Genomic DNA, 13,895 nt, shown 5'->3' on the forward strand with positions numbered 1-13,895 from the left:
GGCTTGGCCGGCGAAGGCGGAAGGGATCGGGCGGCGGCGCCCTTTCCCGCAGATATGGAGGCGGGCGACACCTCTACCCACAGATTCGCCGGTAAGGATGGAGAAGCGGTGAATCGGCCGAGAGGGCGCCGTGGAGGAGCCGGACGATCGGCCGGAAGGGTTGAAAAATCGCTTTCGCGGGCCTGCGACGTTAACCTTATGTTTAAAGTTGTAGGAAAGCGCGGGATTCACGATTTGCATCGCCGCCTCTCCTCTCTACGATAAATGATGAGGAAATCCCCCATCCGGTCGACTCGCTCGGCCGGGCGCGGGGTTTCGGCGGGCCGCGTGCGAGTTGATGACGCGGCCTTTTCCGGGGTCGAGGCGGACGGCTCCGGCGCAACGAAATGCGAGGCGCGACGGGACATGGCGAAGATCAAATCTTCCGAGCTTCTTTCGGACGAGGCGTTGAGCGAACTGGAAGCCGCGCTGGAATCCGACTTCAGCGGCACCGAGGACGGCAAGCCCGAACCGACCGCGCAACTCGAGCCCGAGGCGCTGGCGCCCGACACGATGGATATCGACTTCGCGCTGGAGGAGTTCGACAAGCAGCTTCAGGAGGCGACCGGCGCCTTCGCGGAAGCCGAGGCCAAGGTCGAGGCCCCGGCGCCTTCCGCCGCCGCGCAGGACAGCCTTTCCTTCGATCCCGCGGCGCTCGCCGCCGGCGCCGCCACGGCGGGTGCCGCCGGAGCGGTGCTCGGCGCCCGCGCCCCCTCGGCCGGCTTCGGCGCCGGCGCGGCGCCGGCCAACGGTTCCGGCCAGACGTCCAGCTTCACGCCCAATCTGCGCGCCGAGGCGAGCCGGCTGGCGGAGGGCGGCGAAACGCCGGCCCCGACGCTGCCGCGCCCGGCCAATGACGAGGACCGCCGCGCCACCGTGATGGCGCAGGCGCTTCTGGAGCGGCGCGCCTCGAAGACGCCGCTCTATGTCGCCGCCGTCGTGTCCGCCGCCTGGGTCGCGATCGTCGCGGCGCTCGGCTACGGCCTCTATGGCGAGAACGCCTTCGCCGTGCCGGGCAGCGCCGCCGAGGCCGTCGGCCCCGGCCTGCCCATTCTCCTGGCGGCCGCCCTGCTCCCGGTTCTCCTGATCTTCGCCTTCGCCGTGATGGTCCGACGCTCGGCGGAGCTGCGGCTGATGAGCCGCTCCATGGCAGAAATCGCGCTCCGCCTCGCCGAGCCCGAATCCATCGCCGCCGACCGCGTCGCGACCATCGGCCAGGCCATTCGCCGCGAGATCACCAATCTCGGCGAGGGTGTCGAGCGCGCGCTCGCCCGCAGCGCCGAGCTGGAGACCAAGGTCCAGTCCGAGGTCGGCGCGCTGGAGCGCTCCTATGCCGACAACGAGGCGCGCATCCGCACGCTCGTGAAGGATCTCGCCTCCGAGCGGGAGGCGATGCTGTCGCATGCCGAGAAGCTGCGCTCCTCGGTGGTCGGCTCGCATCAGCGCCTCGTGTCCGAGGTGGACGGCGCCTCGACCGCCATCCTCAGCCGCATCGCCGACGCCTCGCACCAGCTCGACACGATGCTGCGCGAGCGCGGCGAGGAGATCGCGCGCTTCTACGACGAGCGCCGCCAGGGTCTGGTGGACCTCTTCGCCGAGCAGAACCGCACGGCCGAGGAGCGGATCACGGCCAATGCCGAAACCCTGCTCGCCCGCATCGGCACGAGCGGCGATGCCGTGTCGGACAAGCTGCGCCAGACCGGCGAGACGATCGCCGCCGCCCTGGAGACGCGGGCGGCCGACGTCCAGACCCGCTCGCAGGATCTGGTCGACCGCCTGACGCAGGCGAGCGATTCGATCAGCCAGCGCCTCGAACACGCCCGCGACGAGATCGGCACCCTGCTGCGCGAGCGCGGCGAGGGCCTCGATCAGGAACATTCGGGCTTCATCACGCTGCTCAACGGCACGCTGGACGAGCGCGCCGAGCGCGCCTCCGGCGAGAACCAGCGCCTGCTCGCCGAGATCGGCGCGCGGCTGGAGGAGCGCGAGCAGGAGCTCGCGGCCGAATCCCGGGCCTTCATCGAGCGGCTCGACGCCGCGCTCGCCGAGCGCTCGGCGCAGCTGCGCCAGGAGCATGCCGAGTTCCTCGAAGGGCTGGCGACCGATCTCGGCGGCCGTACGGAAACGCTCTCCTCGGAAAGCCAGCAGTTCCTCGCCTCGCTCGGTCTCGCCTTCGACGAGCGCCTGCGCCGCCTGGAGGAGGAAGGCACCCGCGTCGTCGAGCGCATCGCCCAGAGCATGGATGAGCGCAACGAGCGCGGCAGCGCCCTCCTGTCGGAGCGCGGTCTCAGCTTCGTCGGCGATCTCGACGACCGGCTGGAGCGGCTCGACGGCGCCCTCGGCGAGCGCGGTCCGCGCCTCGTGGAGGCGCTCGAAACCCGCACCTCGATGATCGTGGACGCCAGCGAGCGCATCGCGCTGTCGCTGCAGACGCGCTCCTCGGAATTCGCCAAGACGCTCACCGAGCGCAGCCGCGAGGTGGTGACGGCCTTCCAAACCGGCTCGACCGAGCTCACCTCGGCGACCGAAGAGGCGCTGGCCAAGGCGCAGGCCCTTCTGGCGGGCGGCACGTCGGAGATCCGCGGTCTTCTGGACGAGCGCGTCGCCGGCTTCAACGCCGCCGTCGAGACCGGCACCCGGGAGATCGACGCCTCGGTCGGACGCCGGCTGGAGGATCTCACCCAGTCGCTCGGCCGCCAGCGCGAAAGCCTCGAAGCCGCGCTCACCGGTGCGGAACAGAGCCTCACGGGCAATCTCGACCAGCGCTCCGGCACGATCGTCGCCGCGCTGGAGAACGGCGTCGAGCGGCTCGGCAGCGCCCTCACCCGGGCCGAGACCGTGCTCACCACCGGCTCCGACGAGCGCGTGCGCAATCTCGAGGCCGCGCTGGAGGAGCGCCGCCTGCATCTGGAGCGTCTGTTCACCGAGCGCGCCGACATCTTCGTCGGCAATATCGAGGCGCAGTCCACCCGCATCATGGGTGCCCTCGACGAGCGGGCCGGCGATCTCGACGCCAATCTCTCCCGCCGCATCGAGGCGACCGAGTCGCTGCTGCGCGACGCGGAAGCCCGCAACATCGCCTCGCTCGACCAGCATCAGGAAACGCTGCGTTCGGCGCTGGACGAGCGCACGGAAGCCCTTCGCCGCATCACCGAGGATAGCGAAGGCCGCTTCATGTCGATCCTCGACGAGCGCATGGCCGGTCTCGGCGTCGTCGTCGGCGACACGGCACGGCGCGTTTCGAGCGATCTCGAAATGCAGGCCGACGCGCTGCGCCGCACGGTGGAGGAGTTCCGCGCCGGCATCGGCGAAGGCTTCGCCGAGCAGCGCCAGGGTCTCGTCGCGACGATCAAGGAGCGCCTCGCCGAGCTCCAGGACAGCCTGGACGACCGCGCCAGCCATCTGCGCTCCATCGTCGAGGATGCGCGCGGCCTCCTGGTCGACGGCTTCGACGAGCGCGCCAACCTCCTGCGCGACGGCATCGCCGGCCAGGCGGTGGCCCTGCAGGGCGTGGTGGACGACGCGCGCCGCCTCCTCATCGAAGGGCTGGACGAGCGCACCGGCCGCTTCTCGGACGATGCCGACCGCAATGCCGCGATGCTCCTGGAGCGGATCGACCGTTCGGCCGAGCAGATGACCGGCGTTATCGCCGGCATCGAGGAGCGCCTGAACGTCGCCTTGGACGACAAGCGCGACAGCATCTCGCGCGTCCTGGAAGACGCGGCCCTTTCCGCCAGCGCCACGCTCAACGACCGCGCGGACGACATCCGCCGCGTCATCGAGCAGAGCGTCACGGAGGTGTCCCGCTCGCTCGAAACGCATCGCGAGGACTTCCTGTCGGTCATCGAGCAGGGCACGGGCGCCGTCGCGACCGCCTTCGACCAGCGCACCGAAACCATCTCGGAAGTGCTGGAGCGCGGGCTCGGCAATGTCGATCGCACGCTGACCAACCGCACCGCCCTCATCGCCGAATCGCTGCGCAACTCGATCACGGCGGCGACGGCCAGCATGACCGACGAGGCGGAAAAGGCCCGCAAGGGTCTCGAAAGCGAGACGCAGGCGATCGCCGCCCATGTCGCGCAGATCGAGAACGCCTTCCACACGGCCGGCGAGGAGGCGCGCCTGCGCCTGGCCGGCGAGGCCGAGCGCTTCACCGCCCGGCTCGGCGAGGTCGCGGCCGGCTTCAGCCGCACCACGGACGATGCGCGCGGCGAACTCACCAGCAGCGCGGAATCGCTCGTCGCGAGCGTCGCGGCCCTTTCCGCCGAGATCCGACGCGAGGCCGAGGCGGCCCGCGAGCGGCTCGGCAACGAGAGCGCCACCTTCTCCACCCAGATCGGCGGCGCCTCCATCGCGATGCGCAGCGAGGCCGAGGCGGCGCGCGAGCGTCTGTCCGCCCTCGCCGCCGAATTCGTCGCCGGCATGGGCACGGCGGCCGAGCGGCTGCGCGGCGATGCCGAGACCGCCCGCAGCATCTTCGGCGAGCAGGCCGACGCGATTGCCGGCGCGATCGCCAATGCCTCGCTCCGCCTGAAGGACGACGCGGCGACGGCGCGCGGCGAGGTCGACGCCCAGGCTTCGGCGATCGCCGACGTGGTCGCGGCCGCCGCCGAGCGGATCCGCGAGGCCGGCGACACGTCGCGCAGCGGCTTCCGCGAGGACGCCTCCTCCATTGCCGAGGCGATCGCCGGCGCGGCGACGCGCCTGCGCGACGAGACGGCGACGGCGCGCGGCGAAGTGGAATCGCAGGCGGCCGGCATCGCCACCGCCGTCCTGGCGGCGGCCGAGCGCATCCGCGAGGCGGGCGACAGCTCGCGCAGCGGCTTCCGCGAGGATGCCTTCGCCATTGCCGGCGCGATCTCGGATGCGGCCGTCCGGCTGCGCGAAGACGCGGCGAATGCCCGCGGCGAGGTCGAGGCCCAGGCCGCGACCGTCACCGAGGCGGTTGCGGCAGCGGCCGAGCGCATCCGCGAGGCCGGCGATCTTTCCCGCAACGGCTTCCGCGAGGATGCGACGGCGATCGCCGGCGCCATCTCGGCGGCGGCGGCCCGGCTGCGCGACGACGCGGCGGCGGCACGTGGCGAGGTCGAGGCGCAGGCCGCGACCGTCGCCGATGCGGTGGTCACGGCGGCCGAGCGCATCCGCGAGGCCGGCGAGCGTTCGCGCGGCGACTTCCGCGAGGAGGCTCTCGCCATCGCGGCGGCCGTCAACGAGGCGGCGCTGCGCTTCAAGGACGACACCGCCGACATTCGCGGCCAGATCGAAGCCGAGGCGGCGACCGTCGCGACCAGCGTCGTGGCGGCGGCCGATCGGATCCGCGAGGCGGGCGACAGCTCCCGCGAACATCTGCGCGAGGACGCGCTGGCGGTGGCCGGCATCGTCTCCGACGCCTCGCTGCGGCTGCGCGACGACGTCGCCAGCGCCCGCAACGAGATCGACGCTCAGGCCAGCGTCATGGCCGATGCCGTGGCGGCGGCGGCGGAGCGCCTGCGCGATGCCGGCGAGCGTTCGCGCAGCGACATCCGCAACGACGCGATGTCCATCGCCGGCGAGATCGGCTCGGCCGCCAATGCCATCCGCGAGCGGACGGAAGCGGCGCGCCAGGAGATCGGCGACAGCACCGGCGCCTTCATGGCGGACTATGCCGGCATCGCGAACCGCCTCGCCGAGAGCGGCCATGCGATCGCCCGCACGCTGGACGAGCGGGTCGAGCGCTTCGCCGCCGAGATGGCGACGCTGTCGCAGGGCCTGACGGCGGCGCTCGGCGGCTCGTCCGAGACGCTCCGCAGCAATCTCGACTCGGCGACGATCGAAATCCGCGAGGAGCTGCGCAGCGCCGCCGAGGCGATGCGCACGGATGTCGGCGAGATCGCGACGCGCCTGCGCAGCGAAGTCGCCAATGTCTCGACCAGCATCGTCCGCGACGCGGATGCGGCGCGCGAGGCCATCGTCGGCAAGGGGGCGGAGATCGCCGCCCAGTTCACCACGGCCGGCAATGTCATCCTGGCGGGCGCCGCCGAGGCGCGCGACGCGATGTCGCGCGAGATCGGCTCGCTGATCGGCCGCCTGGCGGAGACCAATGGCGACCTGCGCGGCCTGGTCGATGCCGCGGCCTCCAATCTCGGCGCGATCGACGCGGCGCTGCGCGACTCCAGCGAGCGCTTCGCCGATAATACCGAGAAGGCGGTCGGCACGATCGAATCCTCGACGCAGATCCTCGACGGCAATGTCTCGCGGCTCGATCGGCTCTCGGCGCAGGCGCTGGACCAGGTGCAACGCATCGCCAGCCGCTTCGGCGAGCATGGCGAGGCGCTGAACGAGGCGGCGCGCCTGATGGAGACAGCGCAGACCGATCTCCAGACGACGCTGACCGAGCGTCAGGCGGGCCTCCAGGAACTCTCGGCCGGGCTGCTCCAGCGCTCGGAAGAGGTCGGCGAGGTCATGCGCTCCTTCGAGGATCTCATCCAGGGTCTGTTCGACCGGTCGGAAGAGCGTTCGCGCCTCCTCTCCTCGCGTCTGGCGTCCGATCTGGAATCCTCGCTCGGCCAGGCCGGCACTCAGCTCGACGAGGTGGAAAGCCGGTCCGAGGCGGCCGTCTCGCGCATCCGCGATGCCGTCCGCCATGTCGTCGAGGACGCGACGGAACGCTTCGCCACGGCGACGGAGGAGATCCGCCGCACGGCCGAGACGATCCGCGAGGAACTCGGCGCGACGCGCGGCGAGATCAAGCGCGGCGTGTTCGAGCTGCCGGAAGAGACGCGCGAAAGCACCGAGGCGATGCGCCGGGCGGTGGCGGACCAGATCCGCGCCCTGCGCGACCTCAGCGACATCGTCGCCCAGTCGGGCCGTGCCTTCGATGTCGGCGCCCGCCGACCGGCGGCTTCGGCTCCGGCACCGCGCGAGGACATGGTGCGCAGCGCTCCGGCCGCCGAAGCGCCGGTCCGTCAGCCGGCCGTCGAGGAGCGCCGTGTGGAAGCCCGGGCTCCGGTCCGCTACGCGACGGACGGCAACCTCGCCCACGACCTGCGCGGCAGCGTCGAGGTCGAGCGCGCCCCGGCCCCGGCCTCGGCGCCGCGCGCGAGCATCAGCGGCACCGGCACGGGCGCGGGCATTCCGGCGCAGCCGGCACCGGCACCGGCGCCCACGCCGAGCGCCGCGCCGGCCGGACGCAGCGGTGGCTGGGTCTCCGATCTTCTGCGTCGCGCCTCGCAGGAGGACGAAGCGGAAGGCCAGGACGAGGCCGACTGGTCGGTCGCGGCCCCGCAGCAACAGCAGCCGGCGAGCCAGCCGGCCGCCCGCTCGCCCGAGCATGTGGTGGAATCGCTCAACTCGCTGTCGGTCGACATCGCCCGGGCGATCGATCACGAAGTCTCGGTCGAGCTCTGGGACCGCTATCGTCGCGGCGAGCGCAACGTCTTCACCCGTCGGCTCTATACGCTGAAGGGTCAGCAGACCTTCGACGAGATCCGTCGCAAGTATCAGCGCGACGGCGAGTTCCGCTCGGCCGTAGACCGCTACATCGCCGACTTCGAGTCGCTCCTGACGGATATCGCCAAGAACGACCCGGACAATTCGATGACCCGGACCTACCTCGCCTCCGATACGGGCAAGGTCTATACGATGCTCGCCCATGCCTCGGGCCGCTTCGACGGCTGAGGCGAGGCATCCATAGAGATCGCGAAAGGGCGGCCCTCGGGCCGCCCTTTTCGTTTGGGCGAAGGGCGAACTGGCGTGGCTCTCCGCTGATGGGCATCGGTCACGTACCGTCTCATACTGACGCGCTTATGCGCTGATCCTTGGCGCCTCCGCCTCAGCTTCGTCATCCCGGGCCCGACCCGGGATCCATGCCTTCCGCAGATCCGCATGAATAAGGGTGGAGATGGGCGTCCTTCCGCATAGCTCCCGGATGGTCGCGGCTGGCTTGGAATGGATCCCGGCTCGGGGGCCGGGATGACGAAGCGGTGAGGTGAGCGGATCTCTGTGAAGGCGCGATGGTATCAGCCGATCCGGCGGGTGGAGCAGCCATCGTAATGAGATTAAGGCACGACGCCGTGCCCAGATCCGCACCGACGCGGCGGCGAGGATGCGCCTTCTTCAAGCCTCCGCTTCGATCCCGCGGCCGGTTTCGATACTCAGCTGGCCGCCAAGGGGTGGGCGGTCGGCGAGAGGCTTCGCGCCGAATTGATGACGCCGGAGCCGGACGAGACTCTCAGTCAGGCATGGCGCCCGCGCACCGCGCAAAAAGAAAGCGGGCCTCGCGGCCCGCTTCCGGCATGACGGGACGGAGGAAGGCGCCGTCAGACGGCGCCGAGCGTCCAGGTGACGATATCGCCGGCGACCTTGTCGAAGGCGCGGTCGAGGGCCGCGACGAAGGCGGGATTGCCGGAGCCCGTCACCGGGCTGCGCTCGCTGAAGGTGCGGCTGGCGCGCACCGTGCCGTTGCGGTCGTTGAGCAGCTTCACCGCGATCTCGATCGTCGCCGTGTTGCGGCCGGCGCCGGCATCGATCTCGAAGCGGCGGATCTCCATGATCACCTGATAGTCGATCGCCAGCCCCTGCCCCGGCACGCCGACCGCGCCGACGCGGCCGGTGGTCTCGAAGGCCTGGACCATCCGAAGCTGGACGATGCGCGGCAGCCGGTCGCTCCACTGGCTGTTCTGCAGCGCCTCGATGGTGAAGGGCGTCGGCTTCACCACGATGCTGGTGGAATCCAGCGTCTTGATCGCCGTCGGGTCGGGCACCAGCAGCTGGACGCGCTGGCGCGAACTGGCGGGCACGCGCGGCGCCGGCGCCGAGATCTCGTAGGTGTCCGGCGGCGTCGACTTGCCGAGGGCCGCGCAGCCGCCGAGCACCGCAGCCAGGAAGATCGCGGTCAGATTGCGGGTGACGTGACGCATCGACAAGCCCTTGAGTGTCGCGACGCGCTGCGGGTCGCGGCCGGAGGTGATGAACGGGGAAGGCTGCGGCTCAACGGCGGTTTCTGCCGTTATACTGCTTGATCTCGTCGCCGCCGAAGATCAGCCGCTGCGGATTGGCCTGGAAGGAATCGATGGCGCTGCCGAGCCGGTTGACGGCATCGGTGGCGGCGCGCACGAAATTCTTCACGTCGCCGAGGCCGCGCGTCGAGAAGTCCTGCACGCTGGCGGTGATCGGCCCGATATTGGCGTTGAGATTGCTCGCCGCCGCGCCGACCTTGTTCGCCGCGTCCTGCACCGCCGCGAGCGAGGTCGAGGCGGTCTTGACGAGACCGTTGGTCGAATCCTCGTTGAGGAAGCGGTCCACGGAGGCCATGACGGTCTCGAGCCGCGACGAGGCGACGTTGATCTTGGCGCTGGTCTGCTTGACGTTCGAGATGATCTCGTTGATGTCGCCGCGCCGCTCGCCGAGGTCGCTGGCGAGGCTCGCGACCTGGTCCGCCGCCCGCGCGACATTGTCCGTCGCCTGGCTGACATTGTCGACCGCCCGCGTCACCGACTGCGGATTGATGCCGGCGAGGATCTGATCGACATGCTGGCGCGTGCCGTTGAGATTGCCGATGGTGAGGTCCACCGTCTTCACGGCGCTGTCCACCCCGTCGAGGATCGACTGCACGGTCGGCGTTTTCTCGTTGAGGCCGGCGACGAAGGACGACACGCTGTCGATCGTCTGGTTGACCTTGCCGGGATCGACGCCGGCGAGGATGTCGTTGGCGCGGTTCACCGTCTGGTTCAGGTTCTCGGCGACGCGGGTCGCGTTGTCGCTGAGCGGCCCGAGATTGGTGAGCAGCTTCTCGACGCTCGGCGTGTTCTCGGCGATGAGGTCGCCGACGCGCCCGACGCTGCCGGCGGCGGTCTTCACCGAATCAACGATGCCGGCGATCGAGCCCGACTGGTCGCGCAGCGTCTGCGAGATCGCCGCGACGTTTTCCAGGGTCCGCCGGACATTGTTCGGATCGACGGAATCGACGAGGCCGCGAACCGAGCGCACCGTCGAGGGCAGCTCCTGGGCGACGATATTGGCGGAGTCCGCCAGCCGGCCGGCGCTCTGGAGGAAGTTGCCGATCTCGTCGGAATTCTCCGCGAGCGTCCCGGTGACGACCTTGATGTTCTGCGAGGTGGCCGTGATGTTGTCGGCCGTCGTGCGCACCGCCGGGCCGATATCGTTCACCACCGCCTCGAACTGGCTGAGGATGTTGTTGGCGCGGTCGGCGATGTCCTTGGCGGTCGCGAGGATATCGGTGACGTCGGACGGATCGGCCTTGATGACCGGCACCGCGCCCTGTTCCTGCGCATATTGGATGATGTTGCGCTCGTTCATCGAGCCGCCCTTCAGCTCGATGAAGGCCTGGCCGGTGAGGCCGGCGAAGCCGATCGTCGCGCGGGTCGAGGTGGTGATCGGCGTCGTGCCGTCGACGCGGGTCGAGGCGATGACGGTGCGCGGATCGTTGGGATCAATGCGCAGGCCGCGCACGTCGCCGACGCGCAAGCCGTTGAAGAGGACCTGGCTGCCGACCGAGAGGCCGTTCACCGAGCCCTCGATCCGCACCAGGAGCTCCACCCGGTTGTCCTGGTTCGCGACATTGGCCGACCAGTAGACGAAGACCATGCTGGCGATGAGGACGATCACCGTGAAGGCGCCGACGAGAACGTAGTTCGCGCGGGTTTCCATGCGGTCAGTTCTTTCCTGCGTTGTCGGAAGCCGCCGCGCCCTCGTCCGAGGTCACCACCGTCCGGGCGCGCTTGCCGTGGAAGTAGGACCGGACCCAGGGTTCGTCGGAATCCAGCATGGTCTGGAGCGGCCCCTCGATCAGGACGCGCTTCTTGCCGAGCACGGCGATGCGGTCGCAGGCCTGGAACAGGCTGTCGAGATCGTGGGTCACCATATAGACGGAGAGGCCGAGCGTGTCGCGCAGCGTCATGATGAGTTCGTCGAACTCGGCGGCGCCGATCGGATCGAGACCGGAGGTCGGCTCGTCGAGAAAGACGATCTCGGGATCGAGCGCCAGGGCGCGGGCGAGCGCGGCGCGCTTGATCATGCCGCCCGAGAGCTCGGACGGGTATTTGTGGGCGGCATCCGGCTGGAGGCCGACGAGATCGATCTTGATGCGGGCCAGCTCGTCCATCAGCTTCGGCGAGAGGTCGAGATATTCGCGCATCGGCACCTGGATGTTTTCCAGGACCGTCAGCGCCGAGAACAGCGCGCCGTGCTGGAAGAGCACGCCCCAGCGCTGCTCCACCGCCAGGCGCTCCTCGTCGCTCGCCTTCTCGTAATCGGTGCCGAAGACCTCGATCGTGCCGGCCTGCTTGGCGTTGAGGCCTAGAATGGTGCGCAGGAGCACCGACTTGCCGGCGCCCGACGGGCCGACGAAGCCGAGGATCTCGCCGCGCCGGACATCCATCGAGCAGTCCTTCAGGATCTCCGCCTTGCCGAAGGCGACGTCGACGCCGCGCACGCGGATGATCACGTCGTCGTCCTCGGCGGAAGCTTCCGTCGCGGAGGCGGTGTCGCTCGCGGCCATGTCAGTATCCGATCGACGCGTAGAAGATGGCGAAGAAGCCATCTACGACGATCACGAGAAAGATGGATTTCACCACGGCGGCGGTGACGTGGAGGCCGAGGCTCTCGGCGCTGCCGCCGACCTTCATGCCTTCCGAGGAGGCGACGATGCCGATGATGATCGCCATGAAGGGCGCCTTGATCAGGCCGGCGAAGACGGTGCCGACATCGATCGATTCGTGCAGGCGCTGGATGAAGGCGGCGGGCGGAATGCCGATATAGGTCCAGGTCGTGACCATGGCGCCGGCGATGCCGGCGATGTCGGCGATGAAGGCGAGGAGCGGCAGCACGATCGTCAGCGCGACGAGGCGCGGGAAGATCAGGACGCCGATCGGATTGAGGCCGATCACCGTCAGCGCATCCACCTCCTCGCGCATCTTCATCGAGCCGATCTCGGCGGTGATCGCGCTGCCGGACCGGCCGGCGATCATGATCGCGGTGATCAACACGCCGACTTCGCGCAGCTGCAGGATGCCGATGAGGTCGACGACGAAGATCTCCGCGCCGAAATTGCGCAGCTGGAAGGCGCCCTGCTGCGCGATGATGCCGCCGACGAGGAAGCTCATCAGCGCGATGATCGGCGTCGCGCGCACGCCCATGCGGTCCATCTGGTTGACGATGGCGGCGAGGCGCACCTGCGTCTGGCCGGTGACGCGCCGGCCGGCGCCGTAGATCGAGGCGCCGACGATGTTGAGGCCGAGAACGATCTCGTCCTTGATCGCGTACATGCCGCGCCCGACCATCTCGAAGGGCACGGTGAGCAGCGAGCCCTCGCGCCCCTTCGGCTCGGGCCGCTCGCGGTCGATCGCGGCGCGCACCGCCTTGAACAGGGCGTTGTCGTCGGCGACGCCGCGCAGCTCGACTTCGGCGCCCTTCTCGCCGAGGGCTCTCGCGAGACTTTCCACGAGCAGGACGCCGGCCGTGTCCATCTTGCCGACGCCCGAGGCGTCGATCGCGATGGCGCGGCCGAGCTCGGCCTCGCGCGTGTCGTTCACGGTCTTCTCGACGGAGCCGACGGTGCGGGCCAGCCAGTCGCCGGCCAGCTGAAGGACGATGCCGCCATCCGCCTTTTCGGCGGTCAGCGTCGGCGCGGCCGGCCGCCGGCCGGCCCGGCCGCCGCCGGCGGGCATCTCACCTTCCTTCGCATCCAGCATTCCCTGATCGACCTCACGGTAGGACGGCCTTGCCGTCGCCGCCCAACTGACGGAAACAAGAACATCGGCGACGGCTCGGATCTGCCGCTCGCCCGCAGATAGCGACGTTAACCGCCCGTCAATGCCCTGTCATGACGAGGGTCGGACGATCGGTGGTCGCGGAAAGGAATTTCGATGGCGCGTCGTCTTTCGGTCACAGTGGAGAGCTTCGAACTGGCTCAGGCCTTCACCATCGCGCGCGGCTCGAAGCGCGAGGCGCGCGTCGTCACCGCCCATGTCGAGGCCGAGGGCCGGGTCGGCCGGGGCGAATGCGTGCCCTATGCCCGCTACGGCGAAAGCATCGAGAGCGTGACGGCCGCGATCGAGACGGCGCGCGCGGCGATCGAGGCCGGCGCGACGCGCGCCGCGCTTCAGGCTCTGCTGCCGGCCGGCGCGGCGCGCAACGCGCTCGACTGCGCGCTCTGGGATCTCGAGGCGAAGCTCTCCGGCCGCGGCGTCGCCGAGGCGATCGGCACGGCGGCGCCCAGGGCGATCGAGACGGCCTATACGATTTCGCTCGGTTCGCCCGAGGAGATGGCCGCCGCCGTGCGGGCGGCGTCCGGCCGCAATCTCCTCAAGATCAAGGTCGGCGGCGGCGAAGGCGATATCGAGCGCATCCGCGCGGTGCGGCGCGAAAGCGGCGGCGCGCGGCTGATCCTCGACGCGAACGAGGGTTGGACGGCGGAGACCATCCGCCCGAACATGCTGGCGGCGGCGGAAGCCGGCGCCATCCTTATCGAGCAGCCCCTGCCCGCCGGGCAGGACGAGATCCTGTCGCGCATCCCGCATCCGGTGCCGGTCTGCGCCGACGAATCCCTGCATCAGACCGGCGATCTCCGGGCTCTGGTCGGCCGCTACGACTATGTGAACATCAAGCTGGACAAGACGGGCGGGCTGACCGAGGCGCTCGCCCTGATCGAGGCGGCGAGCGCCGCCGGCTTCGGCGTGATGGTCGGCTGCATGGTCGCGACGTCGCTCGCCATGGCGCCGGCCGTGCTTCTCGCGCAGCGCGCGCATGTCGTCGATCTCGACGGACCGCTGCTCCTCAAGACCGACCGCCCGAACGGTCTCCATTACGCGGGCTCGCTCGTTTCGCCGCCCGCGCCGCAGCTTTGGGGCTAGAGACCG

The 13,895-nt window shown here is 70.0% G+C and carries 6 protein-coding genes; 2 read left to right on the forward strand and 4 right to left on the reverse strand.

Features of this window, described 5'->3' with window-relative positions; translation table 11 throughout:
- The first annotated feature begins 405 nt into the window (after positions 1–405).
- A complete protein-coding gene (locus tag IEY14_RS03815) occupies positions 406–7,695 on the forward strand; it encodes an apolipoprotein A-IV repeat region-like domain-containing protein (RefSeq protein ID WP_188906857.1) in 7,290 nt (2,429 codons plus the stop codon).
- A 641-nt stretch (positions 7,696–8,336) separates the two neighbouring features.
- Here the strand turns inward: IEY14_RS03815 and IEY14_RS03820 are convergent.
- From IEY14_RS03820 to IEY14_RS03835, 4 genes are all read right to left on the reverse strand, one after another.
- Positions 8,337–8,936 carry an ABC-type transport auxiliary lipoprotein family protein gene (locus tag IEY14_RS03820; protein WP_188906858.1) on the reverse strand — a complete coding sequence of 200 codons (600 nt, stop codon included), beginning with the start codon at positions 8,934–8,936 and terminating at the stop codon, positions 8,337–8,339.
- A 70-nt stretch (positions 8,937–9,006) separates the two neighbouring features.
- On the reverse strand, positions 9,007–10,686 hold the full coding sequence (locus tag IEY14_RS03825; protein WP_188906859.1) for an MlaD family protein: 1,680 nt from the start codon (positions 10,684–10,686) through the stop codon (positions 9,007–9,009).
- A 4-nt stretch (positions 10,687–10,690) separates the two neighbouring features.
- Positions 10,691–11,536 carry an ABC transporter ATP-binding protein gene (locus tag IEY14_RS03830; RefSeq protein ID WP_188906860.1) on the reverse strand — a complete coding sequence of 282 codons (846 nt, stop codon included), beginning with the start codon at positions 11,534–11,536 and terminating at the stop codon, positions 10,691–10,693.
- A 1-nt stretch (position 11,537) separates the two neighbouring features.
- Positions 11,538–12,728: an ABC transporter permease gene (locus IEY14_RS03835; protein WP_188906861.1), complete on the reverse strand. Its 1,191-nt coding sequence runs from the start codon at positions 12,726–12,728 to the stop codon at positions 11,538–11,540.
- A gap of 174 nt (positions 12,729–12,902) precedes the next feature.
- Here IEY14_RS03835 and dgcA point away from each other — a divergent pair, with 174 nt between their 5' ends.
- Positions 12,903–13,889, forward strand: coding sequence for an N-acetyl-D-Glu racemase DgcA (gene dgcA, locus IEY14_RS03840; RefSeq protein ID WP_188906862.1), 987 nt, complete (start codon positions 12,903–12,905; stop codon positions 13,887–13,889).
- Positions 13,890–13,895: the final 6 nt, after the last annotated feature.

Origin of the sequence: Aureimonas endophytica (genome assembly GCF_014642635.1) — a bacterium.
Classification (GTDB): Bacteria; Pseudomonadota; Alphaproteobacteria; order Rhizobiales; family Rhizobiaceae; genus Plantimonas; species Plantimonas endophytica.

Excerpts from the sequence above, each read along its gene's own strand:
- IEY14_RS03815 (WP_188906857.1), top strand. The coding sequence starts at position 406 with ATGGCGAAGATCAAATCTTCCGAGCTTCTTTCGGACGAGGCGTTGAGC.
- IEY14_RS03820 (WP_188906858.1), bottom strand. The coding sequence starts at position 8,936 with ATGCGTCACGTCACCCGCAATCTGACCGCGATCTTCCTGGCTGCGGTG.
- IEY14_RS03825 (WP_188906859.1), bottom strand. The coding sequence starts at position 10,686 with ATGGAAACCCGCGCGAACTACGTTCTCGTCGGCGCCTTCACGGTGATC.
- IEY14_RS03830 (WP_188906860.1), bottom strand. The coding sequence starts at position 11,536 with ATGGCCGCGAGCGACACCGCCTCCGCGACGGAAGCTTCCGCCGAGGAC.
- IEY14_RS03835 (WP_188906861.1), bottom strand. The coding sequence starts at position 12,728 with ATGCTGGATGCGAAGGAAGGTGAGATGCCCGCCGGCGGCGGCCGGGCC.
- dgcA (WP_188906862.1), top strand. The coding sequence starts at position 12,903 with ATGGCGCGTCGTCTTTCGGTCACAGTGGAGAGCTTCGAACTGGCTCAG.